The sequence below is a fragment of the Serratia sp. CY44782 genome, from assembly GCF_052168715.1.
In the GTDB taxonomy this organism is placed as follows: Bacteria; Pseudomonadota; Gammaproteobacteria; order Enterobacterales; family Enterobacteriaceae; genus Serratia; species Serratia nevei.
Genome location: NZ_JBJNME010000002.1, coordinates 152,303 through 177,007 on the forward strand (window position 1 = coordinate 152,303; position 24,705 = coordinate 177,007).

At 61.2% G+C, this 24,705-nt stretch carries 19 protein-coding genes; 9 read left to right on the forward strand and 10 right to left on the reverse strand.

Features of this window, described 5'->3' with window-relative positions; genetic code table 11:
* The first annotated feature begins 188 nt into the window (after positions 1 to 188).
* Together rapA and rluA are read left to right on the forward strand one after the other, a co-directional pair.
* Complete coding sequence (gene rapA, locus ACJ8HT_RS04215) at positions 189 to 3,095, forward strand: RNA polymerase-associated protein RapA (RefSeq protein WP_070915012.1); 2,907 nt, start codon at positions 189 to 191, stop codon at positions 3,093 to 3,095.
* Positions 3,096 to 3,152: 57 nt separating this feature from the next.
* Complete coding sequence (rluA, locus tag ACJ8HT_RS04220; RefSeq protein WP_194573062.1) at positions 3,153 to 3,803, forward strand: bifunctional tRNA pseudouridine(32) synthase/23S rRNA pseudouridine(746) synthase RluA; 651 nt, start codon at positions 3,153 to 3,155, stop codon at positions 3,801 to 3,803.
* 45 nt (positions 3,804 to 3,848) lie between these two features.
* On the opposite strand, the gene djlA is transcribed toward rluA, so the two are convergent.
* Positions 3,849 to 4,670: a co-chaperone DjlA gene (gene djlA, locus ACJ8HT_RS04225; protein ID WP_015376627.1), complete on the reverse strand. Its 822-nt coding sequence runs from the start codon at positions 4,668 to 4,670 to the stop codon at positions 3,849 to 3,851.
* Positions 4,671 to 4,898: 228 nt separating this feature from the next.
* Between djlA and lptD the strand changes: the two genes are divergently transcribed.
* From lptD to apaH, 6 genes are all read left to right on the forward strand, one after another.
* A complete protein-coding gene (gene lptD / locus ACJ8HT_RS04230; protein WP_194573064.1) occupies positions 4,899 to 7,259 on the forward strand; it encodes an LPS assembly protein LptD in 2,361 nt (786 codons plus the stop codon).
* Between the two features lie 65 nt (positions 7,260 to 7,324).
* Complete coding sequence (surA, locus tag ACJ8HT_RS04235; RefSeq protein WP_123893468.1) at positions 7,325 to 8,626, forward strand: peptidylprolyl isomerase SurA; 1,302 nt, start codon at positions 7,325 to 7,327, stop codon at positions 8,624 to 8,626.
* Positions 8,613 to 9,605: a 4-hydroxythreonine-4-phosphate dehydrogenase PdxA gene (gene pdxA, locus ACJ8HT_RS04240; RefSeq protein ID WP_103774182.1), complete on the forward strand. Its 993-nt coding sequence runs from the start codon at positions 8,613 to 8,615 to the stop codon at positions 9,603 to 9,605. The genes surA and pdxA overlap by 14 nt, the downstream gene beginning before the upstream one ends.
* The gene (gene rsmA / locus ACJ8HT_RS04245; protein ID WP_194573066.1) at positions 9,598 to 10,416 is read left to right on the forward strand and encodes a 16S rRNA (adenine(1518)-N(6)/adenine(1519)-N(6))-dimethyltransferase RsmA; all 819 of its coding nucleotides are present in this window, start codon (positions 9,598 to 9,600) and stop codon (positions 10,414 to 10,416) included. Before pdxA ends, rsmA begins: the two co-directional genes overlap by 8 nt.
* A gap of 12 nt (positions 10,417 to 10,428) precedes the next feature.
* Entirely contained in the window at positions 10,429 to 10,806 is a 378-nt protein-coding gene (apaG, locus tag ACJ8HT_RS04250; RefSeq protein ID WP_016929119.1) for a Co2+/Mg2+ efflux protein ApaG, read from the forward strand.
* A gap of 2 nt (positions 10,807 to 10,808) precedes the next feature.
* The gene (apaH, locus tag ACJ8HT_RS04255; protein ID WP_197652740.1) at positions 10,809 to 11,660 is read left to right on the forward strand and encodes a bis(5'-nucleosyl)-tetraphosphatase (symmetrical) ApaH; all 852 of its coding nucleotides are present in this window, start codon (positions 10,809 to 10,811) and stop codon (positions 11,658 to 11,660) included.
* 44 nt (positions 11,661 to 11,704) lie between these two features.
* Here apaH and ACJ8HT_RS04260 read toward each other — a convergent pair whose 3' ends face one another.
* The 4 genes from ACJ8HT_RS04260 to ACJ8HT_RS04275 form a co-directional block, all read right to left on the reverse strand.
* Complete coding sequence (locus tag ACJ8HT_RS04260; RefSeq protein ID WP_197652741.1) at positions 11,705 to 13,594, reverse strand: PhoX family protein; 1,890 nt, start codon at positions 13,592 to 13,594, stop codon at positions 11,705 to 11,707.
* 180 nt (positions 13,595 to 13,774) lie between these two features.
* Positions 13,775 to 14,257 carry a type 3 dihydrofolate reductase gene (folA, locus tag ACJ8HT_RS04265; protein ID WP_038873402.1) on the reverse strand — a complete coding sequence of 161 codons (483 nt, stop codon included), beginning with the start codon at positions 14,255 to 14,257 and terminating at the stop codon, positions 13,775 to 13,777.
* Positions 14,258 to 14,400: 143 nt separating this feature from the next.
* Positions 14,401 to 14,865, reverse strand: coding sequence for a threonine/serine exporter (locus ACJ8HT_RS04270; RefSeq protein ID WP_033637072.1), 465 nt, complete (start codon positions 14,863 to 14,865; stop codon positions 14,401 to 14,403).
* A complete protein-coding gene (locus ACJ8HT_RS04275) occupies positions 14,862 to 15,662 on the reverse strand; it encodes a threonine/serine ThrE exporter family protein (RefSeq protein ID WP_197652742.1) in 801 nt (266 codons plus the stop codon). The genes ACJ8HT_RS04270 and ACJ8HT_RS04275 overlap by 4 nt, the downstream gene beginning before the upstream one ends.
* 127 nt (positions 15,663 to 15,789) lie before the next feature.
* Here ACJ8HT_RS04275 and ACJ8HT_RS04280 point away from each other — a divergent pair, with 127 nt between their 5' ends.
* Positions 15,790 to 16,404 carry a LysE family translocator gene (locus ACJ8HT_RS04280; protein ID WP_015376619.1) on the forward strand — a complete coding sequence of 205 codons (615 nt, stop codon included), beginning with the start codon at positions 15,790 to 15,792 and terminating at the stop codon, positions 16,402 to 16,404.
* 35 nt (positions 16,405 to 16,439) lie between these two features.
* Here ACJ8HT_RS04280 and kefC read toward each other — a convergent pair whose 3' ends face one another.
* From kefC to dapB, 5 genes are all read right to left on the reverse strand, one after another.
* Positions 16,440 to 18,293 (reverse strand): glutathione-regulated potassium-efflux system protein KefC, encoded by a 1,854-nt coding sequence (kefC, locus tag ACJ8HT_RS04285; RefSeq protein WP_038873391.1) that lies wholly within the window; start codon positions 18,291 to 18,293, stop codon positions 16,440 to 16,442.
* Complete coding sequence (gene kefF, locus ACJ8HT_RS04290; protein WP_197652743.1) at positions 18,286 to 18,843, reverse strand: glutathione-regulated potassium-efflux system oxidoreductase KefF; 558 nt, start codon at positions 18,841 to 18,843, stop codon at positions 18,286 to 18,288. Before kefF ends, kefC begins: the two co-directional genes overlap by 8 nt.
* Before the next feature lie 171 nt (positions 18,844 to 19,014).
* Positions 19,015 to 22,239: a carbamoyl-phosphate synthase large subunit gene (gene carB / locus ACJ8HT_RS04295; RefSeq protein WP_197652744.1), complete on the reverse strand. Its 3,225-nt coding sequence runs from the start codon at positions 22,237 to 22,239 to the stop codon at positions 19,015 to 19,017.
* Between the two features lie 16 nt (positions 22,240 to 22,255).
* Positions 22,256 to 23,404: a glutamine-hydrolyzing carbamoyl-phosphate synthase small subunit gene (gene carA / locus ACJ8HT_RS04300; RefSeq protein ID WP_048232622.1), complete on the reverse strand. Its 1,149-nt coding sequence runs from the start codon at positions 23,402 to 23,404 to the stop codon at positions 22,256 to 22,258.
* 470 nt (positions 23,405 to 23,874) lie between these two features.
* Positions 23,875 to 24,696, reverse strand: a complete 822-nt coding sequence (dapB, locus tag ACJ8HT_RS04305; RefSeq protein WP_060422408.1) for a 4-hydroxy-tetrahydrodipicolinate reductase — start codon at positions 24,694 to 24,696, stop codon at positions 23,875 to 23,877.
* Between the last annotated feature and the right edge of the window lie 9 nt (positions 24,697 to 24,705).

Genomic DNA, 24,705 nt, shown 5'->3' on the forward strand with positions numbered 1-24,705 from the left:
ATTACCATAGCGCCCTTCCCAAAACTGAACCACGCTTAGCCCTGCCGTCTCGCGACGTCTGCATGGCGTGAATGGCTATTGCCCGTCAAATTTAAAACAAACCGGGATTAGCAGACGTTCAGTACAGGTGCCGCGGCCCTTCCCGCCCGGTAACAAGACTTACTTACAAAGAATCGAGCCGACAATATATGCCTTTTACTCTTGGTCAACGCTGGATCAGCGACACGGAAAGCGAATTAGGACTGGGCACCGTCGTGGCGCTGGACGCGCGCATGATTACCCTGCTTTTCCCCGCCACCGGTGAAAACCGCCTCTATGCCAGAAACGATTCGCCGATCACCCGCGTGATGTTCAACCCGGGCGATACCGTCAGCAGCCACGAGGGGTGGCAGCTGCAGGTGGAAGAGGTGAAAGAGGAAAACGGTCTGTTGACCTATATCGGCACCCGCCAGGACACCCAGGAAAGCGGCGTGGCGATGCGCGAAGTCCTGCTGGACAGCAAGCTGACCTTCAGCAAACCGCAGGATCGCCTGTTCGCCGGCCAAATTGACCGCATGGACCGTTTCGCGCTGCGTTTCCGCGCGCGCAAATACCAGAGCGAGCAGTATCGCCTGCCGTTCGCCGGCCTGCGCGGCATGCGCGCCAGCCTGATCCCGCACCAGTTGCACATCGCCCATGAAGTCGGCCAGCGCCATGCGCCGCGCGTTCTGCTGGCGGACGAAGTCGGCCTCGGCAAAACCATCGAAGCCGGCATGATCATCCACCAGCAGCTGCTGGCGGGCCGCGCCGAGCGCGTGCTGATCGTGGTGCCGGAAACGCTGCAGCACCAGTGGCTGGTGGAGATGATGCGCCGCTTCAACCTCTACTTCTCGCTGTTCGACGACAGCCGCTACGCCGAAGCCAAGCTCGACAGCAGCAACCCGTTCGAAACCGAACAGCTGGTGATCTGCTCGCTGGACTTCGTGCGCCGCAACAAGCAGCGCCTGGAAGAGCTGGCGGACGCCCAGTGGGATCTGCTGGTGGTCGACGAAGCGCACCACCTGGCCTGGAGCGAAGAAGCGCCGAGCCGCGAATATCAGGTGATCGAACAGCTGGCCGAGCACATCCCCGGCGTGCTGCTGCTGACCGCCACCCCGGAGCAGCTGGGCCAACAGAGCCACTTCGCGCGCCTGCGCCTGCTCGATCCGAACCGTTTCCACGACTACGGCGAGTTCGTCGCCGAGCAGCAGAAATACCGCCCGGTGGCCGACGCCGTCACCCTGCTGCTGAGCGGTGAGCGCCTGGCCGACGACAAATTGAACCTGCTGGGCGAGCTGATCGACGAGCAGGACATCGAACCGCTGCTCAAAGCCGCCAACAGCGAAGGTGACAACGCCGAGCAGGCGCGTCAGGAGCTGGTTTCCATGCTGATGGATCGCCACGGCACCAGCCGCGTGCTGTTCCGCAACACCCGTAACGGCGTGAAGGGCTTCCCGCACCGCAACCTGCACCAGATCAAGCTGCCGTTGCCGACCCAGTACCAGACCGCGATCAAAGTCTCCGGCATCATGGGAGCCAAGAAGTCCGTCGAAGCGCGCGCGCGCGACATGCTGTACCCAGAGCAGATCTACCAGGAATTCGAAGGCGAAAACGCCACCTGGTGGAACTTCGACCCGCGCGTCGAGTGGCTGCTGGACTACCTGCTGGCCAACCGCAACGAAAAAGTGCTGGTGATCTGCGCCAAAGCCGACACCGCGCTGCAGCTGGAGCAGGTGCTGCGCGAGCGTGAAGCGATCCGCGCCGCGGTGTTCCACGAAGGGCTGTCGATCATCGAGCGCGACCGCGCCGCCGCCTACTTCGCTTCCGAAGAGGAAGGCGCACAAGTGCTGCTGTGTTCCGAGATCGGCTCCGAAGGCCGCAACTTCCAGTTCGCCAGCCAGCTGGTGATGTTCGATCTGCCGTTCAACCCGGATCTGCTGGAGCAGCGTATCGGCCGTTTGGACCGTATCGGCCAGATGCACGATATCCAAATCATGGTGCCTTACCTGGAGCACACCGCGCAGGCGGTGCTGGGCCGCTGGTTCCACGAGGGGCTGGATGCCTTCGAACACACCTGCCCGACCGGCCGCACCATCTACGACAGCTGCTACGAGCAGTTGATCGGCTATCTGGCCGCGCCGACCGAACAGGAAGGCTTCGACGAATTCATCCACGCCTGCCGCCAGCAGCACGATCAGTTGAAAGCGCAGCTGGAACAGGGCCGCGACCGCCTGCTGGAGATGCACTCCAACGGCGGCGACAAAGCCCAGGCGCTGGCTGCCGCCATCGCCGAGCAGGATAACGACGTCAATCTGGTGGGCTTCGCGCTCAACCTGTTCGACATCGTCGGCATCAATCAGGAAGACCGCAGCGACAACCTGATCGTGCTGACGCCGTCCGATCATATGCTGGTGCCGGACTTCCCGGGCCTGCCGCAGGACGGCTGCACCGTCACCTTCGACCGCGATCGGGCGCTGTCGCGCGAAGACGCGCAGTTCGTCAGCTGGGAGCACCCGATCATCCGCAACGGCCTGGATCTGATCCTGTCCGGCGACACCGGCAGCTGCGCAGTGTCCCTGTTGAAAAACAAAGCGTTGCCGGTCGGCACCCTGCTGGTTGAGCTGGTTTACGTGGTAGAAGCCCAGGCGCCGAAGCACCTGCAGCTGACCCGCTTCCTGCCGCCGACGCCGATCCGCATGCTGATGGACCGCAAGGGCACCAACCTGGCGGCGCAGGTCGAGTTCGAAAGCTTCAACCGCCAGCTGAACGCGGTCAATCGCCACACCTCCAGCAAGCTGGTCAACGCCGTGCAGCAAGACGTGCACGCCATGCTGCAGCAGGCGGAAAGCCTGGTGGAAGCGCAGGCGCGCACGCTTATCGAACAGGCGAAGCAAGAGGCCGACGACAAGCTGAGCGCCGAGCTGGCGCGTCTGGAAGCGCTGAAGGCGGTCAACCCGAACATCCGCGACGACGAAGTCGAAGCGCTGGAGTTCAACCGCCGTCAGGTGCTGGCCAACCTTAATGAAGCCGGCTGGCGTCTGGACGCCATTCGTCTGGTGGTGGTCACCCACCAGTAACCGGCGCGACGCGGGGAGGCAACCGCCTCCCCGTTCGGCCCTTATCGCGGAGCCAAGATGGAACCCTACAATCCCCCGCAGGACCCGCTGCACATCCTGTATCAGGATGAACACATCATGGTGGTCAACAAGCCCAGCGGCTTGCTGTCGGTGCCCGGCCGCGCGCCGGAAAACAAAGACAGCCTGATGACCCGTATTCAGGCTGATCATCCGGCCGCCGAATCGGTGCACCGGCTGGATATGGCCACCAGCGGGGTGATCGTGGTGGCGCTCAACAAGGCCGCCGAGCGTGAGCTGAAGCGTCAGTTTCGCGAACGCGAACCGAAGAAATCCTATATCGCCCGCGTTTGGGGGCATATGGAGCATGACGAAGGGTTAGTGGACTTGCCGCTGATCTGCGATTGGCCGAACCGGCCGCTGCAGAAAGTGTGTTTTGACACCGGCAAAGCGGCGCAAACGGAATATCTGGTGCTCTCGCGCGACGCCGACGGCAGCACCCGCGTGAAGCTAACGCCGATCACCGGCCGCTCGCACCAGCTGCGGGTGCACATGCTGGCGCTGGGGCATCCGATCCTCGGCGACGGTTTCTACGCCCCGCCGGAGGCCAAGGCGATGGCGCCGCGGCTGCAGCTGCATGCGCAAGAGCTGCGCATCACCCACCCCGCCTCCCAGACGCCGATGCACTTTCGCGCCGAGCCGGATTTCTAAGGCTAAAACCCAACGGGCCCAGCATACCGGGCCCGCTTACATCGCTTATTTAAAACCTTTCTCGCGTTTGATCAGGTCGTACGCCGCCTGAATCTCCTGCGCTTTCTGCTTGGCCATTTCCATCATCTGCGGCGGCAAGCCTTTCGCCACCAGCTTATCCGGATGGTGTTCGCTCATCAGTTTGCGGTAGGCGCGTTTGATGGTGGCGGCATCGTCGCTGCTGCGCACGCCGAGCACCTTGCACGCGTCGTCGAGCGTCGGGCCGCGCTGAGCCTGCTGATAGCCGCCCTGCGAATATCCGCCCTGCTGACCGCCGCCGAACTGGCGCCCACCTTCCATCATGCTGAGGAACTGGTCGAACTGCGCGCGCGAAATGCCCAGCTCTTCAGCGATGACGTACAGCACCTGGCGTTCGTTCGGGTGCAGCGAGCCGTCGGCGAACGCCGCCTGAATCTGAATTTCCAGAAACATCCGAATCAAATCGAAGCGGCCAAAACAGATGCTGCGGAACTGCTGCAGCGTCTCACGCAGCGGGAACTGGCTCTGTTTGCCCTCGCGGAACGCCTGCTGCGCCGCGGTGCGTGCTTCGCCGTGCAGCTGCAGGCGATCCATGAACAGGCTGGCGATCTGGATATCCGCCTCGGTAACGCGTCCTTTGGATTTGGTCAGGTGGCCCATCACCTGAAAAGTGGTGCGGAAAAACAGCGTTTGCCGCGTTTGCTGGTCGGTGAAGAACCCCCGGCTGCGCTTGTTGCTGCGCGCCGTATCGATCATATGACCGATAATCAGCCCCAGAACTACACCCCAGAATCCCGCGCCAGACCAGATGGCGACGATGACGCCGAGCAGTTTTCCCCAATACTGCATATACTCCTCAATTATCATGCCGAAAGCCGCCCACTCCCCTTCGCTTCAGGAAAGGGTGCAGGCGATTTTTCCTAGAATTTGGATTATCATACCTGTCATTTATCTTTGCGCCTAACGACGACGCAAGTAAACGGCTGGATTTAGCACTAGCGCAACGCAGATGAGTAATATAGTCTCTGACCGTTTGCCGGACATGACGCCTCTGATGACGGAACACCAAAACCGCGTATGAAAAAAAGTTTCCCAACACTGCTGGCCACGATGATTTGGACGGCACTCTACAGTCAGCATGCGCTGGCTGATCTGGCCGAGCAATGCATGCTTGGCGTTCCCGTTTACGACAAGCCTTTGGTCAGCGGCGATCCGAACAGCCAACCGGTGACCATCAATGCCGATGACTCGCGCGCCGACTACCCGAAAAGCGCCCTGTTCAGCGGCAACGTGCGCGTCGAGCAGGGCAACAGCACCCTGACCGCCAAAGAAGTTGAGCTGAACCAGACGGAAAAACCCGGCCAGACGGAGCCGGTGCGTACCGTCACCGCCACCGGCGACGTGCACTACAGCGACAATCAGATCAAACTGAAAGGCCCGAAGGCCTGGTCGAACCTGAACACCAAAGATACCGACGTCTATGAAGGCGACTACCAGATGGTGGGCCGTCAGGGGCGCGGCGACGCCGACAAGATGAAAATGCGCGGCGCCAACCGTTACACCATTCTGGAAAACGGCACCTTTACCTCCTGTCTGCCGGGTGACGACAGCTGGAGCGTGGTCGGTTCCGAAGTGATCCACGATCGCGAAGAACAGGTGGCGGAAATATGGAACGCCCGCTTCCGCATCGGCGGCGTGCCGGTGTTCTACAGCCCGTACCTGCAGCTGCCGGTCGGCGACAAACGCCGTTCCGGCTTCCTGATCCCGAACGCCAAGTACGGCAGCAACAACGGCTTCGAGTTCATGTTGCCGTACTACTGGAACATCGCGCCGAACTACGACGCCACCATCACACCGCACTATATGTCCAAGCGCGGCCTGCAGTGGCAGACCGAGTTCCGTTATCTGGTGCAGCCGGGCCTCGGCCTGATGGAGTTCGACTGGCTGCCGGACGACAAGGAATACGGCAAAGACAATGACGACAGCAAACGCTGGCTGTTCTACTGGAACCACAACGGCGTCATGGATCAGGTGTGGCGCTTCAACGTCGACTACACCAAGGTCAGCGATTACAAATACTTCACCGATCTGGACTCCAAGTACGGTTCCACCACCGACGGCTACGCCACGCAGAAATTCAGCCTCGGCTACGCCAACGAAAACTGGAACGCCACGCTGAGTTCCAAGCAGTTCCAGATCTTCGACACCACCGACCGTACCCGGTCTGACACCTATAAGGTGCAGCCGCAGCTGGATCTAAACTACTACAAAAACGACCTCGGCCCGTTCGATTTCCATATTTACGGCCAGGCGGCCAAGTTCACCAGCGTCAACCCGTACAGCCCGGACGCCACCCGTCTGCATATGGAGCCGACGCTCAACCTGCCGCTCACCAACGGCTGGGCCAGCCTGAACACCGAAGCCAAGCTGATGGCGACCCACTACCAGCAGGATATTCCTGACGGTTTCGCTGCCAACTATCAGAGCCGCAAAGGTGCCGCTGCACCGGACCTTGATGATTCGGTCAACCGCGTATTGCCGCAGTTCAAGGTTGACGGCAAGCTGGTATTCGAACGGCCGATGATCTGGGCCGAAGGCGCTACCCAGACGCTGGAGCCGCGCGTGCAGTACCTGTACGTGCCGTACCGCGACCAGAGCAACATCTACACCTACGACACCACGCTGCTGCAGACCGACTACTCCGGCCTGTTCCGCGACCGCACCTACAGCGGCCTGGATCGCATCGCTTCACAGAACCGCGTTTCCACCGGTTTGACCACCCGCATTTATGATGACGCGCTGGTTGAACGTTTTAACGCTTCCGTGGGTCAAATCTACTACTTCAGCCGTTCCCGTACCGGTGATCGGATGACCGGTTACGACAACAACGACGACACCGGCAGCGTGGCCTGGGCCGGCGATACCTATTGGAAAATTGACGATCGTTGGGGCCTGCGCGGCGGCCTGCAGTACGACACCCGCCTGAACAGCGTTTCGCTGGGCAACGGCGTGGTGGAATACCGCCAGGATGCCGAGCGCGTGGTGCAGTTGAACTACCGTTACGCCACGCCGGAATATATCCAGACGGCGCTGAACACCAGGCAGGTTCCGGCCTTCCAGGACGGCATCTCGCAGGTGGGCATCACCGGCAGCTGGCCGATCGCCGATCGTTGGGCGGTGGTCGGGGCGTATTATTACGACACCCGCGCCAAACAATCCGCCGATCAGCTGGTGGGGCTGAAGTACAACACCTGCTGCTGGGCAGTGACCCTGGGCTATGAGCGCAAGGTTACCGACTGGAACTCCAGCAACAATACCAGCGTTTACGACAACAGAGTTTCGTTCAACGTCGAACTGCGCGGCCTGAGCAGCGATCATAGTCTCGGCTCCGCGGAAATGCTGCGCTCCGGCATTCTGCCGTATCAGCGCGCATTCTGACGCTTTGCAACACTTTGAAAACGAGAACTTTCACCCGCATTTGCGGATTACATAATGGGAAATGTATGAAGAACTGGAGAACGCTTATTCTCGGATTGGTGGTTTGCGCCAATGCCGCGTTCGCAGCACCCCAAGAAGTGGATAAAGTCGCCGCCGTCGTGGATAACGGCGTGGTACTCGAAAGCGACGTCAACGGACTGTTGCAGTCGGTGAAGCTCAACGCTCAACAAGCCGGTCAGCAACTGCCGGACGACAAGACGCTGCGCCATCAGATCATCGAACGCCTGATCATGGATAACATCCAGCTGCAGATGGCCAAGAAAATGGGCATCACCGTGTCCGACGCCGATCTGGACAAGGCGATCGCCAATATCGCCGCGCAGAACCGCATGAGCGTCGATCAGCTGCGTAGCCGTCTGTCGTACGAAGGGTTGAACTACAACACCTACCGTTCTCAGATCCGTAAAGAGATGCTGATCTCCGAAGTGCGTAACAACGAAGTGCGCCGCCGCGTCACCATCCTGCCGCAGGAAGTCGACTCGCTGGCGAAACAGGTAGGCGCGCAGAACGGCAGCGACACCGAAATGAACATCAGCCACATCCTGATCCCGCTGCCGGAGAACCCGTCTCAGCAGCAGGTCGACAAAGCCGAAGAACTGGCCAAGCGCCTGGTGGGTGAGATCAACAGCGGCGCCGACTTCGGCAAGCTGGCGATCACCTACTCCGCCGACTCTCAGGCGCTGAAAGGCGGCAACATGGGCTGGGGCAAGCTGCAAGAGATCCCGACCCTGTTCGCGGAACGTCTGGTAAGCGCCAAGAAAGGCGACGTCGTCGGCCCAATCCGTTCCGGCGTCGGCTTCCACATCCTGAAAGTGAACGACATCCGCGGCGCCAGCCAGTCAGTGTCGGTCACCGAAGTGCACGCCCGTCACATCCTGCTGAAACCTTCGGTGGTGCTGACCGACGATCAGGCGCGCGCTAAACTGCAATCCGTTGCGGAAGCGATCAAGAGCGGCCGCGCCAAGTTTGCCGACGAAGCCAAACAGCTGTCGCAAGATCCGGGTTCCGCCATGCAGGGCGGCGATCTGGGCTGGGCTTCCCCGGACATCTACGATCCGGCCTTCCGCGATGCATTGCTGAAGCTGAGCAAGGGTGAAATCAGCGCGCCGGTCCACTCTTCCTTCGGCTGGCACCTGATCCAGCTGCTGGATACCCGCCAGGTGGATAAGACCGACGCCGCGCAAAAAGATCGCGCTTACCGTATGCTGTTCAACCGTAAGTTCGCCGAAGAAGCGCAGACCTGGATGCAGGAACAGCGCGCCCAAGCTTACGTGAAGATCCTCGATGGCAGCGATGCACAGCAATAAACGCGTCGTCATTACCCCCGGCGAACCCGCCGGGGTTGGGCCGGATTTGGTGGCAGCGCTGGCGCAACAGGATTGGCCTGTTGAGCTGGTGGTGTGCGCCGATCCGGCCCTACTGCTTGAACGCGCCAAGCGTTTAGGCTTACCGCTGACGCTGCGCGACTACCAGCCGCAGCAACCGGCCGAAGCGCAACGCGCCGGCACGCTGACCGTGCTGCCGGTCCCGCTCGCTCACCCGGTCACCGCCGGGGAGCTGAACGTCGGCAACAGCGCCTACGTGGTGGAAACCCTGGCGCACGCCTGCGACGGCTGCCTGAACGGCGAATTCGCTGCGCTGATCACCGGCCCGGTGAACAAGGGCGTGATCAACGACGCCGGCGTGCCGTTTATCGGCCATACCGAATTCTTTGCCGATCGCAGCCGCTGCGATCGCGTGGTGATGATGCTTGCGACCGAAGAGCTGCGCGTGGCGCTGGCGACCACCCACCTGCCGCTGCTGGCGGTGCCGGGCGCCATCACGCAACAGAGCCTGTTCGAAGTCATCCGCATCCTCGACCACGATCTGAAAACCAAATTTGGCATCGCCCGGCCGCACATTTACGTTTGCGGTCTGAACCCCCACGCCGGGGAAGGCGGCCATATGGGGCACGAAGAGATAGACACCATCATCCCGGCGCTCGACGCGCTGCGCGCTGAGGGCATCCATCTTGTCGGCCCGCTGCCGGCGGACACCCTGTTCCAGCCCAAATATCTGCAAGATGCCGATGCGGTGCTGGCGATGTATCACGATCAGGGGCTGCCGGTGCTAAAATACCAAGGGTTCGGCCGCGCGGTGAATATCACCCTCGGTTTGCCTTTCATACGCACCTCGGTCGACCACGGTACCGCTCTGGAACTGGCCGGCACCGGCACCGCCGATGTCGGCAGTTTCCAAACGGCCCTGAATCTCGCCATTAAAATGATAATTAATTGTAATGAATAACAGAGTCCACCAAGGGCACTTTGCCCGCAAACGCTTTGGACAAAACTTTTTAACCGATCAGTTTGTCATCGATAGCATTGTCTCCGCCATTCACCCGCAGCCGGGCGAAGCGGTGGTCGAGATCGGCCCCGGCCTCGGTGCCCTGACCGAGCCGGTCGGCGCACGCATGGATCGCATGACGGTGATCGAGCTGGACCGCGATCTGGCTACCCGGCTGGAGAATCACCCGCAGCTGAAAGACAAGCTGACCATCCACCAGCAGGACGCCATGACGGTGAATTTCGCCGAACTGGCCGAGGAAGCTGGCCAACCGCTGCGCGTATTTGGTAACCTGCCGTACAATATTTCGACGCCGCTGATGTTCCACCTTTTCAGCTATACTCAGGCAATCCGCGACATGCACTTTATGTTGCAAAAAGAGGTGGTCAACCGTCTGGTGGCCGGCCCGAACAGCAAGGCCTACGGGCGTTTGACCGTGATGGCGCAGTACTACTGCAACGTCATTCCGGTGCTGGAAGTGCCGCCGACCGCGTTCGCGCCGCCGCCGAAGGTCGATTCCGCTGTGGTGCGCCTGGTGCCGCACAGCGTAATGCCGAACCCGGTGAGTGACGTGCGTATGCTGAGCCGCATCACCACGCAGGCGTTCAACCAGCGGCGGAAAACCATCCGCAATAGCCTGGGCGACCTGTTCACGCCGGAGCAGCTGACGGAGCTGGGCGTCGATCCTTCGCTCAGAGCAGAAAATATTTCTGTGGCGCAGTACTGCAAGCTGGCGAACTGGCTGTCAGCCAATCCAGCGCCGCAGCAATAAGGAGTTGTTGTCATGATTGATTCGCCCCGCGTGTGTATTCAGGTTCAGAGCATCTATGTGGAATCACAGTCGATCCCTGAAGAAGAGCGTTACGTCTTCGCCTATACCATCACCATCCGCAATCTGGGGCGGACCGACGTGCAACTGCTGGGCCGTTACTGGCTGATCACCAACAGCAACGGCCGCCAAACCGAAGTTCAGGGCGAAGGCGTGATCGGCGAACAGCCCGTCATTCCGCCCGGCGGAGAGTTTCAGTATACCAGCGGCGCCATTCTGGAAACGCCGCTGGGCACCATGGAAGGCCATTACGAAATGGTTGACCATCAGGGTCAACCGTTCCGCACCGCTATTCCCGTGTTTCGCTTAGCCATTCCAACGCTGATCCATTAATTATGTCGACATACCTTATCGGCGACGTTCACGGCTGTTACGATGAACTGAAGTCGCTGCTGGCTCAGGCTGCTTTCGATCCCGAGCGCGATCAATTGTGGCTGACCGGCGACCTGGTAGCGCGCGGCCCCGCCTCGCTGGACGTGCTGCGCTTCGTGCGCTCACTCGGCCCGGCGGTGCGCATGGTGCTGGGCAACCACGATCTGCACCTGCTGGCGGTCTACGCCGGCATCAGCCGCAACAAACCCAAAGATCGCATCACCCCGCTGCTGGAAGCGCCGGACGCCGACGAGCTGATCAACTGGCTGCGCCGCCAACCGGTGCTGCAGGTGGACGATGAGCAAAAGCTGGTGATGGCGCACGCCGGCATCACCCCGCAGTGGGATATCGACACCGCGAAAATGTGCGCGCACGAAGTGGAAGCGGTATTGAGCAGCGACAGCTACCCGCTGTTTCTCGACGCCATGTACGGCGACATGCCGAACAACTGGGCGCCGGAGCTGAGCGGGCTGGCTCGCCTGCGTTTCAGCACCAATGCGCTCACGCGCATGCGCTACTGCTTCCCCAACGGCCAGCTCGACATGATCTGCAAAGATGCGCCGGGCACCGCGCCGGCTCCGCTGAAGCCGTGGTTCGAGCTGCCGCGCCTGGTGGATGCGGAATACACCATCGTCTTCGGTCACTGGGCCTCGCTGGAAGGCAAGGGCACGCCGGAAGGCGTGATCGGGCTGGACACCGGCTGCTGCTGGGGCGGCGATCTGACGATGCTGCGCTGGGAAGACCGCCGTTACTTCACGCAGCCTGCCAACCGTGGCGAAGCGCCTGACCACGCCGGCAAACTGGCCGCGTCCTGAAAACATAAAGGCGGCCCCAGGCCGCCTTGGTTCTCTTTACTGCCTTACGCCCCAATCACCCCGCCATCTTCACGCGTGATCATCAATACCGATGAACGCGGGCGCGGGCTGTTGTTCGGGAAGTGCGAATCGCCCTCTTCTCCCGGATGCTGCACGTTGACGAACATCGTCTTGTAGTCCGGAGTGAAGGTGATGCCGGTCAGTTCGCAGGACTTCGGCCCCACCATGAAACGGCGAATTTCGCCGCTGACCGGATCGCCCACCAGCATCTGGTTGTTGCCCTGCCCGACGTAATCCCCCTTGTTGCTGTACTTGCCGTCGGTGAGGATCCACAGGCGGCCGGCGCGATCGAAGCCCAGCCCGTCCGGGCTGTTGAACGTGTTGTCCGCCGTGATGTTCGGCGTGCCGCGGTTGACGCCTTCCGGGTGGGCAATCGGGTTGCCACACAGCGCATACATGTCCCAGGCAAAGGTGCCGGCGGTGGCATCGCCGCCTTCGTCCCAGCGAATGATCTGGCCATAGATATTGTTCGGCCGCGGGTTGGCGGCGTTCAGCGGCATCCCTTCCTCACCGCGCTTGCTGTTGTTGGTCAGCGTGCAGTAAGCGCGGCCGTCATGCGGGTTCACCGCGATCCACTCCGGACGATCCATTTTGGTGGCGCCGACCTGCTGCGCCGCCTTGCGGGCGAAGATCAGCACTTCGGCCTCATCGCGGAAGCCGTTCTCCGGCGTCAGGCCGTTCTTGCCGAATTCGAGCGCAATCCAGCGTCCTTTGCCCTTCAGCGGCGTGCCGGCGTCGTCGCCGTCGAACTGCGCCACGTACAGCGTTCCCTCGTCCAGCAGCGTGCGATTGTTGGCCGGGTTGGCGGCGTCGACCACGCCTTTGGAAACGTACTTATAGATATGTTCGCCGCGCTCGTCGTCCCCCATGTACACCACCAGACGGCCATCTTTGGCCACGGTCACCGCCGCATTTTCATGCTTGAAGCGGCCCAGCGCGGTGTGCTTGATGGGCGTCGAAGTCGGATTCAGCGGATCGATCTCCACGATCCAGCCGTGGCGGTTGAATTCGTTGGGGTTCTTCGCCACGTCGAAGCGCTCATCATAGTCCGGCCAGTTACGCTCCGGCTCGCTGACCTTCAGCGTATAGCGCTTCTGTTCCGGCGTGGTTGGGTAATCGGCCTGACGGGTGCCAAAGTAGGTATCGAAGTTTTCTTCGCAGGTCAGGTAAGTGCCCCACGGCGTCTTGCCGTTGGCGCAGTTGCCGAAGGTGCCCAGCACCTTGCGTCCGCTCGGATCGGCGGCGGTCTGCAGCAGCGGATGCCCGGCGGCCGGGCCGCTGAACTGCATGTCGGTGTTGGCGGTGATGCGGCGGTTATAGCGCGACGGGCGCTCCACTTCCCAACGCTGGCCGTCGCCGACGCGTTTTACCGCCACGATGGAAACGCCGTGCGCCGCCTGCGATTTACGCACCTCTTCCAGACTGGTGGCCTTGGTACCGCCGTGGGCGAACAGGTACTGCTCGTTGACGTATTCGTTATTGATGGCCATCACGCCGTGGCGATCGTTGATCGGGAAGAAACTCATGCCGTCGTTATTGTCGCCGAACTGTTTTTCCTGATCGGCGGCACTGTTGTTGCCCTGCGGATCGAAGGCCGGTGCGCCATCCACCAGCGGCTCCCCCCAGGAGATAAGCACCTCCGCACGGTAGCCCGGTGCGATGGTCACCTCGTCGGCGGTAGAGGCGGCAATGCCCTGAAAGCCCAGCAGTTTGTTCGGCGGCAGATCCTCGGCCAACGCCTCGGCGGAGACCGACCAGATGCCGCCGCCGAGAAAGCCGGCCAGGCCGACGGCGCCGGCGCTGCCGAGCAGCAGTTTGCGGCGAGTGGGATCGATCAGGCGGTCGGCGTCTAATTGCTCAATTTGCTTGGTCATAGCGTGGTTACCTTTTTAGTTATGGCGCCGCGGTCAAGATTCACCAGAGTTGCCGGGGCGCTCGGAGTTGGGCTTCATACTAATCAGGTAATGTGACGGAAAGGTTACGGACGACGGGCGTAAAAAGGCCGGGGGCGCAATTGCTTGCGCCCCCGGGGAGAGTTGGCTAACGCGCTGAAATCAGCGGCGCTGCAGGATCTCGAAGCAGTAGCTGTGCGAGTTCAGATCGTCAGCGTCGTGGAACTCGCTGAACGTGGTTTCCCACTCGTCCGGCTCGTAATCCGGGAAGTGGGTATCGCCGCCGACCTCGGCGTCGATGTGCGTCAGGTACAGGCGATCGGCACGCGGCAGCAGCTGGGTATAGATGCGCCCACCGCCGATCACCATCACTTCTTCCACGTCGCCGGCGGCGGCCAGCGCTTCATCCATCGAGGTCACCCAGGTCACCCCGGCTTCGCTACCCGGACGGCTGCTCAAAACGATATTGTGGCGGCCCGGCAGCGGGCGGCCGATGGACTCGAAGGTCTTGCGGCCCATAATAACCGGCTTATTCAACGTGTTGCGTTTAAACCACGCAAGGTCCGCCGGCAGGTGCCACGGCATGGCGTTTTCCATGCCAATAACGCGATCCGCCGCCAAGGCAGCGATCAGGCTGATAATCATTGTTTAACCCTGTGTAGGCAGCAAAATTGGTGACACTATACGTAAAGGCCTGAGTGCCGTCGATAGGCTAATCAAGCAAGATGAATATATAAGATAGCTCTTATCAGCATATCTAATAACCAACGATCTCCCGCCGGGAAATTTCACACGCCGGGGCGTTTGCGGTACAGCCACAGGCCCGGCAACGACAGGCCGATCGACAACGCGCCGACGATGAAACTGGCCTTGAGGAAGTTGGTGATCATGGTCTCCATCAAGGCTTCGCTGTAGCCCAAATGCGAGATCTCTACCACAGTTATCATCGCGGTATAGGCGGAAATGCCGGGGAACATCGGGATCACCGCTGCCACGGTGAACACCTTCGGGTGCGCCAGCAGCCAGCGCGACCAGTAGATACCGATGATACCGATCAGGATCGCCGCCAGCAGCGAGGCCCACTCGATGTTCATGCCGCCGTGCATCATCAGCATGCGCGAACCGCGCCCGATGGCCCCAAGCAACGCGCAATAACGCAGCGCGCGCAGCGGCACGTTGAACACCATGGCGAAGCCCAGCGCCGGCACCGCCGCCAACAACATCTCCTGCAACAAGGCCCACAACAGACTCATGACCACCCCCGCAGATCCCACAGCGACATCGCCATCACCACCCCGATGCAGGTCGCCAGCGTCAGCAGGCTGGCCATCGCCCAGCGCGCCAGCCCGGTATTGACGTGCCCCTTGAACATATCGGCCACCGCGTTGATCAGCGGGAAGCCCGGCACCAGCAACAGCACGCTGGCGGCCATCGCCACGCTCGAGGTGTCCTTAAACGCCGGCAGGCGCAGCAGCAGCCCGGAGATCGACGTAGCAACAAACGCCGTCAGGCAAAAATTGATCAGCGGATTCATATGGCGGGCGGTGAGAATTTGGCGCACCAGCATCGCCGTGCCACTGGCGATAAAGGTCACCAGGAAGGCGTCAGCGCCGCCACCGTTGAGCATGCTGAAGCACCCGCAGGACAACCCCACCATCAGCACCACCAGCCAGCGCGGGTAGCGCAACGGCCGGATCCTGTCAAAACGGCGCGCCACGTCGTGCGTATCCGCCAGGTGGTGCTCGGCGAGGATCACGATATGCTGCACTTCGGTCACCACCTGCATATTGATGCCGCGATCGACGTTCTTGCGGGTGGTGGTCAGACAGGCGCCGTGGCTGAGGGTGGTCAACACCACCGCATTGGCGGAGATCGAGCTTTCCACGCTGTCCATCCCCAGCGCCAGCCCCAGGCGGGTCGACAGTTGTTCCACCACCGTGCTCTCCGCGCCGTGCTGCAACAGCAGCAGCGCGCATTGAATGCACAGGCGGGTAATTTCACGCTGTTGCCGATGCGGCTCAGGCATGTCTGTGGCGTTAGTCTGCGGCATGGTGCTCCATCGCTGGCGGTAGATGAATTATTATCATAGAGCCTAACAATACCTCATTGGGTTGATGCGCATCAGAGGAAGCGGCGTTATTATCGCCAGAACTCTGTCTTTTGCGCGAGACGCTCCCATGCTTGAAACTTCGCTGTTCGTCGCCGGCATTGCCGCCCTCGGCATGCTCTCCCCCGGCCCGGATTTTTTCCTGGTGATCAAAAACGCCGCCCGCTATCCGCGGCTGGCCGCCATGATGACCGCCTTCGGCGTGATCTGCGGCGTCGCTACCCACATGTCCTACTGCGTCGCCGGGCTGGCGGTGGTGATCACCACCACGCCGTGGTTGTTCAACCTGCTGAAATACGCCGGGGCGGTGTATCTGGTGTGGATCGGCATCCAGGCGCTGCTGTCGCGCGGCGGCGGTAAGATGAACGTCAGCAATCTGCCGCAGCAGCAGGTCAGCCTGAAGAGCGCCTTTGCGCAAGGCTACCTGTGCAACCTGCTGAACCCGAAAGCCACCCTGTTCTTCCTGGCGGTATTCACCCAGGTGCTGCAGATCGATTCCGGCCTGGGCGACAAGCTGTGGTACGCGGGGATTATTCTCGGCCTGTCGGTCATCTGGTGGCCGCTGCTGGTGTTCCTGATCCAGAGCGGGCCGGTGCGTCGCGGGTTGGAAAAGACCCAGAAGATCGTCGACAAGCTGCTGGGCGGTATGCTGATCGCCTTGGGCATCAAGGTCGCACTGAGCTAAGCAAAAAAAGGGGCGCCGATCTGGCGCCCCTGTTCTTATCCTTTGGCTTCCACCACTTCGTCCTCCGGCGCCTTGCCGTCGATACTGCCGCGCCAGCCGGTCTGCTGCACCCGTGCCAGCCGATTCTGATCCTGCTCGATGGCCGCGCTGAGCATCTCCTTGGCCCGCTGCAGGCTGGCGATGCGGAACTCGGTGTCCTGATAGTTCTCCAGCGTGTCTTCCAGCATCTTCAGGTTATAGCGGCGGAAAGTGTCCGCTTTTTCGCGCGCTTCATAGGCGTCCAGCCCCAGCAGCTCCAGCGTTTCACGGCCGATGCGCAGCGAGCTTTCAAAGGTTTCGCGCTCCGGTTTTTCCACTCCCAGCTGCCGCAGCTGATACCAGTGATCGACGTCGCGTGCTCGCGCCACCACCTTCAGATGCGGGAAGTGCTGTCTGGCCAGCTCGGTTAACGCCAGGCTGTCTTCCACGTCGTCGATGGCGTTGATCAGCACCTTGGCGTGGGCGGCGCCGGCGGCCTCCAGCAAATCGGCGCGCGTGGCGTCGCCGTAGAACACCTTGGTGTCGAATTTGCGCAGCGTCTCGATATGGTCCGGATCGTGATCCAGTACCACGGTGTGTACGCCGTTGGCCAACAGCAAGCGGCCGGCGATCTGACCGAAACGGCCGAAGCCAGCGATGATCACGCTGGCATTCTCGTCGTCGATAACGTCAGCCGGGCGCTCCTCTTTCGGCGCATTTTTCTCCAGCTGCGCGGCGATCACCAGCAGCAGCGGCGTGGCCGCCATCGACAGCGCCACCGCCAGCGTCAGCGACTTGGCCCATTCGACCGGCAGGACGCCGGCCAGCTGCGCGGCGCTGAAGATCACGAAGGCGAATTCACTGCCCTGCCCCAGCAGAATGGCGAACAGGCCGCGCTGGCGCTTCGGCACGCCGAGCAGCGGCCCAATCAGCCACAGCAGCGCCGCCTTGATCAGCATAAAGCCCAGCAGCAGCGAGGCGATCAGCAGCGGGTGATGGAACAGCGTGCCGAAGTCGATCGACATGCCGACGCCGATAAAGAACAGCCCCAGCAGCAGCCCCTTGAACGGCTGAATATCGCTCTCCAGCGCGTGGCGGTATTCCGAGCTCGCCAGCAGCACCCCGGCGAGGAACGCCCCCATCGCCATCGACAGCCCGGCCATCTCCAGCAGGATGCCGAAACCGAACACCAGGAACAGCGCCACGGCGCTGAACACCTCACGCATGCCCGAACGGGCGACGAAGTGCAGCAGCGGGCGGGTGACGTAGCGGCCGAGCAGCACCACTATCGTCAACGCGCCCACTACCTTGGCCGCCGACAGCACGAAAGCGCCCAGCGTGGTGGTGGCGCCGCTGCTGGCCAGCAGCGGGATCATCGCCACCAGCGGGATCGCCGCGATATCCTGGAACAGCAGCACCGCAAATGCGCTGCGGCCGATCGGCGACGGCGTCAGGTTGCGTTCGCTCATCGCCTGCATGGCGATGGCGGTGGATGAGAGCGCCAGCGTCAGGCCAATCAACAGCGCCACCTTCCAGTTGAGGCCGAGGAAGTAACAGAAGGCGCTCAGCGCCAGGCCGCAGCCCACCATCTGAATGCTGCCGCCGCCGAACACCGAGGCGCGCAGCGTCCACAGCCGCTTGGGATCCAGCTCCAGGCCGATGATAAACAGCATCAGCACCACGCCGATCTCGGCGAAGGTCAGGATCGACTCGGCATCCGACACCAGCTTCAGCCCCCAGGGGCCAATGATGCAACCGGCAATCAGGTAGCCGAGCACCGAGCCCAGCCCCAGTCGCACCGCGATCGGCACAAACAGCGCGGCGGAGCCGAGGTAGATCAGCCCCTCGATCATCATGTGGTGGTTATCCATGGCTGGCCTCCCGTGTTTCCGCTTCGGCATGTTCCATCAGGTAGTCGACCAACCGCTGCCGGTAGGCTTCGCCGGCGGCGAGCAGCGCCGGTTCGTTGCAGGTAAAGGTGTTATGCAGGGAGAAAAAAGGCTGCCAGTTCATGCCGCAGTAAATCGCCGTGGCCTGCAGCGGCTGCGCCAGCGCGGCGAAGTTGGGAAAGTCGCCCAGCTCGAAGTGGTGCTCGTCGCCGCCGCTGGTCACCGCCCACAGGCAGTCTTTACCCACCAGCGCATTACCGTCGTGGCCGTAGGCCCAGCCGTGCTCCAGCACTTTGTCGATCCACAGCTTCAACAGCGGCGGGAAGCTGTACCACTGCATCGGATGCTGCAGCACTACCAGGTCGGCGCGCTCCAGCGCCCGCTGCTCGGCGTTGATGTCGATATTGAAATCGGGGTACAGCTCATACAGCGAGCGCACCTCTACCTCGGGGAGATCCCTCACCGCCTGCAGCAGGCGCTGATTGGCATGCGAATGCCGGGGATACGGGTGAGCATAAATTATCAGAATCATTGTTATCGTCGTTCCTTCGTTCCTTGCCAATACACCAAGCATATACCAATCACACAGGGTGACAGTTTGCCCACTGATTGATAGCGGAAATTTTTAACGCCAGCCGACAAATTCGCTGAATAAAAAAGGGCGCTGCATCTGCAGCGCCCCTGGCGTAGCGTTATCGCGCGGTTATTTGCCGATGCGCGCGTGCATTTCCTGCACCGACGTGACCTGTTCGGTCGGATCCGCTTTCAGCGCCATCGCGGTGGCGAAGCCGCCGTTCAGCGTGGTGTCGTAGTGCACCTTGTACTGCAGGGCGCTGCGGCGAATCAGCTTGGAGTCTTCAATCGCCTGACGGCCGGCCGTGGTGTTGACAATGTAGGTGTACTCACCGTTCTTGATGCGGTCCTGAATGTGCGGACGCCCTTCGTGCACCTTGTTGACCAGGCGCGGGTTGATGCCCGCTTCGCCCAGCACCACCGCGGTGCCGTGGGTGGCGTCCAGCTCGAAGCCCTGCTTCAGCAGGCTGGCGGCCAAATCGACCACGCGAGCCTTGTCGCCTTCACGCACCGACAGCAGCGCGCGGCCCTGCTTTTTCATGCCCGAGTTGCTGCCCAGCATCGCTTTGGAGAAGGCTTCCGCGAAAGTGCGGCCCACGCCCATCACTTCCCCGGTAGAGCGCATTTCCGGCCCCAGAATCGGGTCGACGCCCGGGAATTTGTTGAACGGCAGCACCACCTCTTTTACCGAGTAGTACGGCGGGATAATTTCTTCGGTCACGCCCTGCTCAACCAGCGTTTTGCCCGCCATCACGCGCGCGGCCACTTTGGCCAGCGGCACGCCGGTCGCTTTGGACACGAACGGCACGGTACGCGCGGCGCGCGGGTTCACTTCAATCAGGTAGACTTCGTTGTCTTTCACCGCGAACTGCACGTTCATCAGGCCGCGTACCTGCAGCTCGAACGCCAGTTTTTCCACCTGGCGACGCATCACGTCCTGAATTTCCTGGCTCAGGGTATACGCCGGCAGCGAACACGCGGAGTCGCCAGAGTGCACGCCCGCCTGCTCGATGTGCTCCATGATGCCGCCAATCAGCACGCGCTCGCCGTCGCAGATAGCGTCGACGTCCACTTCCACCGCGTCGTCCAGGAAGCGATCCAGCAGCACCGGCGCATCGTTGGACACACTGACTGCGGTCTGGAAGTAACGGCGCAGGTCGGTTTCGTCATACACGATTTCCATTGCCCGGCCGCCCAGCACGTAGGAAGGGCGCACCACCAGCGGATAACCGATGGCAGCCGCCTTCTCCACCGCCTGCTCGATGGCGGTGACGGTGGCGTTGGCCGGCTGCTTCAGGCCCAGACGGTTAACCGCCTGCTGGAAGCGCTCGCGGTCTTCGGCGCGGTCAATGGCGTCCGGGCTGGTGCCGATGATCGGCACGCCCGCGGCTTCCAGCTCGCGCGCCAGCTTCAGCGGGGTCTGGCCGCCGTACTGAACGATAACGCCTTTCGGCTTCTCGATGCGCACGATTTCCAGCACGTCTTCCAGCGTCACCGGCTCGAAGTACAGGCGGTCGGAGGTGTCGTAGTCGGTGGAGACGGTTTCCGGGTTACAGTTGACCATGATGGTCTCGTAGCCGTCTTCGCGCAGCGCCAGTGAGGCGTGCACGCAGCAGTAGTCGAACTCGATGCCCTGGCCGATACGGTTCGGCCCGCCGCCCAGCACCATCACTTTCGGCCGGTCGTTGGTCGGGTTGGACTCGCACTCTTCTTCATAGGTGGAGTACATGTAGGCGGTGTCGGTGGCGAATTCCGCCGCGCAGGTATCCACGCGCTTGTACACCGGATGCAGGCCGTGGCTGTGGCGCAGCTTGCGAATTTCGCTCTCGGCGACGCCGGCCAGCTTGGCCAGACGCGCATCGGCGAAGCCCTTGCGCTTCAGGGTACGCAGGAACGCTTTGTTCAGGCCGTTGATGCCCGCTTCGGCCACCTGCTCTTCCAGGCGCACCAGCTCTTCAATCTGCACCAGGAACCAGCGGTCGACGTTGGTCAGGTTGAAGACGCCGTCAACCGACAGACCGGCGCGGAAGGCGTCGGCGATGTACCAGATGCGGTCAGAGCCGGCGTCTTTCAGCTCGCGGCGGATCTTGGTCAGCGCTTCCGGATCGTCCAGGCTTACTTTCGGGTCGAAGCCGGTAGCGCCCACTTCCAGGCCGCGCAGCGCTTTTTGCAGCGACTCCTGCTGGGTGCGGCCGATGGCCATCACTTCGCCGACCGACTTCATCTGGGTGGTCAGGCGGTCGTTGGCGCCGGCGAACTTCTCGAAGTTGAAGCGCGGGATCTTGGTCACGACGTAGTCGATGGACGGTTCGAACGATGCCGGGGTGCGGCCACCGGTGATGTCGTTCATCAGCTCATCGAGGGTGTAGCCCACCGCCAGCTTGGCGGCGATCTTGGCGATAGGGAAGCCGGTGGCTTTCGACGCCAGCGCCGAAGAACGCGACACGCGCGGGTTCATTTCGATAACGATCAGGCGGCCGGTTTTCGGGTTGACCGAGAACTGCACGTTGGAGCCGCCGGTTTCGACGCCGATCTCACGCAGCACCGCCATCGAGGCGTTGCGCATGATTTGGTATTCCTTGTCGGTCAGGGTCTGGGCCGGTGCGACGGTGATCGAGTCGCCGGTGTGGATGCCCATGGCGTCGAAGTTTTCGATGGAGCAGACGATGATGCAGTTGTCGTTCTTATCACGCACCACCTCCATCTCGTACTCTTTCCAACCGATCAGCGATTCATCGATCAGCAGCTCGTTGGTCGGCGACAGGTCCAGACCGCGTTCGCAGATCTCTTCGAACTCTTCGCGGTTGTAGGCGATGCCGCCGCCGGTGCCGCCCATGGTAAAGGAAGGGCGGATGATGCACGGGAAGCCGACGTCAGCGGCTACCGCCAGCGCTTCTTCCATGGTGTGCGCGATGCCGGAACGCGCGGTGTCCAGACCGATTTTTTTCATCGCCACGTCGAAACGGCGACGGTCTTCGGCCTTGTCGATCGCATCGGCCGTCGCGCCGATCATGGTAACGCCGAACTCGGCCAGCACACCCTGACGCTCCAGCTCCAGCGCGCAGTTCAGCGCCGTCTGGCCGCCCATGGTCGGCAGCACCGCATCCGGGCGCTCTTTTTCGATGATCTTGCGCACCACTTCCCAGTGGATCGGCTCGATATAGGTCGCATCGGCCATTTCCGGGTCGGTCATGATGGTCGCCGGGTTGGAGTTAACCAGAATGACGCGGTAACCCTCTTCGCGCAGCGCTTTACACGCCTGGGCACCCGAGTAGTCGAACTCACACGCCTGGCCGATAACGATCGGGCCAGCGCCGAGGATCAGGATGCTTTTTATGTCTGTACGTTTTGGCATTTTTTACTGCTCCTGATTATTTGGCGTTAGAACGGTAAGTCTCAATCAGTTCGATGAAGTGATCGAACAGCGGCGCGGCATCGTGCGGGCCTGGGCTGGCTTCCGGGTGACCCTGGAAGCTGAACGCCGCCTTGTCGGTGCGGTGAATGCCCTGCACCGTGTGGTCGAACAGCGATTTGTGCGTGACGCGCAGGTTCGCCGGCAGGTTGTTTTCATCGACGGCGAAGCCGTGGTTCTGCGCGGTGATCATCACGGTGTTGTTGTCCAGATCCTTCACCGGATGGTTGCCGCCGTGGTGGCCGAGCTTCATCTTCATGGTTTTCGCCCCGCTGGCCAGCGCCAGCAGCTGGTGGCCCAGGCAGATGCCGAACACCGGAATGTCGGTTTCCAGGAACTGTTTGATGGCGGCGATGGCGTAATCACACGGCTCCGGGTCGCCCGGGCCGTTGGACAGGAAGATGCCGTCCGGATTCATTTTCAGCACCTCGTCGGCCGGGGTCTGCGCCGGCACCACGGTCAGGCGGCAGCCGCGATCCACCAGCATACGCAGGATGTTACGCTTGGCGCCGTAGTCGTAAGCCACCACGTGGAACGGCAGTTCCGCGGCGGTTTTGGCTTCAGGCAGGTCGCCTTCAAGCGTCCAGCTGCCTTGCTGCCAGCTGTAGGCCTCTTGGGTGGTGACCTCTTTCGCCAGATCCATGCCCTTCAACCCCGGGAAACCTTGCGCCTTGGCCAGGGCCAGCGCGGCGTCCGGCGAGTCGGCGGCGATGATGCAGCCGTTCTGGGCGCCCTTCTCGCGCAGCAGGCGGGTTAATTTACGGGTATCGATATCGGCGATTGCCACGATGTTGTGACGCTTGAGGTAGTCGGACAGGCTTTCTTCGTTGCGGTAGTTGCTGGCGATCAGCGGGAGGTCACGAATGACGAGGCCTTGGGCGTGTACTGCGGAGGATTCTTCGTCGGAAGCATTGGTGCCGACATTGCCGATATGAGGATAAGTAAGAGTAACGATCTGGCGGGAATAGGAAGGATCAGTGAGGATTTCTTGATAACCGGTCATCGACGTATTGAAGACCACTTCCCCCACTGCCGTTCCCTCTGCCCCGATGGCCCGACCGTGGAATTGGGTTCCGTCTTCCAGAACCAATAGCGCTGACTTTATCAAAACACCCTCCGAGGAATAATCAATCACAATATTTGCATATTAATTCAGATATCGCGATCTAAATCAATGCAAAAACCGTCCGCGAGGCCAATTTTTGGCAAATTGGGCGCATTTTAATGATGAGTGCCCGGCTTGTCTACCCAAACCGCCGTTTTTTGTTTTATTTTTGCAGTTCTCACCGCTCATGCGGCTTGAGCGGCGATAAAAACACAGAAAACCGGGGCTGGAAAACGGTTGCGAGGCTGAATGACGAAAAATGGTGCCAGAATGGGCTCCAAAAGACGCTGAAATGGGATGTGGTGGATAAAAACGGGATGATTAGCAAGGTAAACATCAATAAATAACAATCAATGAAACAAAAACACACCAACGCTTCATTTTTCATGTTAAAAAAAAGGACAATAAAATTATTGTCCGATTATCATAGCATTATGATCAATACAACCACATCACGATGGTATGCAAATTAATTATAATTGGTCCAAATTCAACACATCACGCATATCAAACAGGCCTTTATCCCGGTTATGCAACCAGGCAGCCGCACGCACCGCGCCGCTGGCAAAAGTCATCCGGCTGGAGGCCTTATGGGTAATTTCCACCCGTTCACCGATGTCGGCGAACATCGCGGTGTGCTCGCCGACGATGTCGCCGGCGCGAATGGTGGCAAAGCCGATGCTTTTCGGATCGCGTTCGCCGGTATGGCCTTCGCGCGCATAGACCGCGCAGCTTTTCAGGTCGCGCCCCAGCGCGCCGGCGATCGCTTCGCCCATAGCCAGCGCAGTGCCCGACGGCGCATCCACTTTGTGGCGGTGGTGCGCCTCAACGATTTCGATATCGGTATAGTCGCCCATCACCTGCGCGGCCTTCTCCAGCAGTTTCAACACCAGGTTGACGCCGACGCTGAAGTTGGCGGCGAACACGATGCCGATATGCTGCGCCGCATCGCGGATCGCCTGTTTGCCGGCGTCATCGAAGCCGGTAGTGCCAATCACCATCGCCTTGTGGTGCGCCACGCAAAAATCCAGGTAACCCCGGGTGCTTTCCGGGCGGGTGAAGTCGATCAAAATATCGAACTCGTTCGCCACCTTCTCCAGACTGTCGCTCACCTTGACGCCCAGCGCGCCGATACCCGCCAGCTCGCCGGCGTCGACGCCGACCAGGCTGGAGCCCGGGCGCGACAGCGCCGCCCCCAACACCACGCCTTCCGCCTGCTGCACCGCCTGGATCAATTGACGGCCCATCCGGCCGCCGGCGCCCGCAATCGCAATGCGGATTTGTGAATCACTCATGCTTGCTCT

Coding starts and splice junctions, on each gene's coding strand:
- rapA (WP_070915012.1), top strand. CDS start 189: ATGCCTTTTACTCTTGGTCAACGCTGGATCAGCGACACGGAAAGCGAA.
- rluA (WP_194573062.1), top strand. CDS start 3,153: ATGGAACCCTACAATCCCCCGCAGGACCCGCTGCACATCCTGTATCAG.
- djlA (WP_015376627.1), bottom strand. CDS start 4,670: ATGCAGTATTGGGGAAAACTGCTCGGCGTCATCGTCGCCATCTGGTCT.
- lptD (WP_194573064.1), top strand. CDS start 4,899: ATGAAAAAAAGTTTCCCAACACTGCTGGCCACGATGATTTGGACGGCA.
- surA (WP_123893468.1), top strand. CDS start 7,325: ATGAAGAACTGGAGAACGCTTATTCTCGGATTGGTGGTTTGCGCCAAT.
- pdxA (WP_103774182.1), top strand. CDS start 8,613: ATGCACAGCAATAAACGCGTCGTCATTACCCCCGGCGAACCCGCCGGG.
- rsmA (WP_194573066.1), top strand. CDS start 9,598: ATGAATAACAGAGTCCACCAAGGGCACTTTGCCCGCAAACGCTTTGGA.
- apaG (WP_016929119.1), top strand. CDS start 10,429: ATGATTGATTCGCCCCGCGTGTGTATTCAGGTTCAGAGCATCTATGTG.
- apaH (WP_197652740.1), top strand. CDS start 10,809: ATGTCGACATACCTTATCGGCGACGTTCACGGCTGTTACGATGAACTG.
- ACJ8HT_RS04260 (WP_197652741.1), bottom strand. CDS start 13,594: ATGACCAAGCAAATTGAGCAATTAGACGCCGACCGCCTGATCGATCCC.
- folA (WP_038873402.1), bottom strand. CDS start 14,257: ATGATTATCAGCCTGATCGCTGCCTTGGCGGCGGATCGCGTTATTGGC.
- ACJ8HT_RS04270 (WP_033637072.1), bottom strand. CDS start 14,865: ATGAGTCTGTTGTGGGCCTTGTTGCAGGAGATGTTGTTGGCGGCGGTG.
- ACJ8HT_RS04275 (WP_197652742.1), bottom strand. CDS start 15,662: ATGCCGCAGACTAACGCCACAGACATGCCTGAGCCGCATCGGCAACAG.
- ACJ8HT_RS04280 (WP_015376619.1), top strand. CDS start 15,790: ATGCTTGAAACTTCGCTGTTCGTCGCCGGCATTGCCGCCCTCGGCATG.
- kefC (WP_038873391.1), bottom strand. CDS start 18,293: ATGGATAACCACCACATGATGATCGAGGGGCTGATCTACCTCGGCTCC.
- kefF (WP_197652743.1), bottom strand. CDS start 18,843: ATGATTCTGATAATTTATGCTCACCCGTATCCCCGGCATTCGCATGCC.
- carB (WP_197652744.1), bottom strand. CDS start 22,239: ATGCCAAAACGTACAGACATAAAAAGCATCCTGATCCTCGGCGCTGGC.
- dapB (WP_060422408.1), bottom strand. CDS start 24,696: ATGAGTGATTCACAAATCCGCATTGCGATTGCGGGCGCCGGCGGCCGG.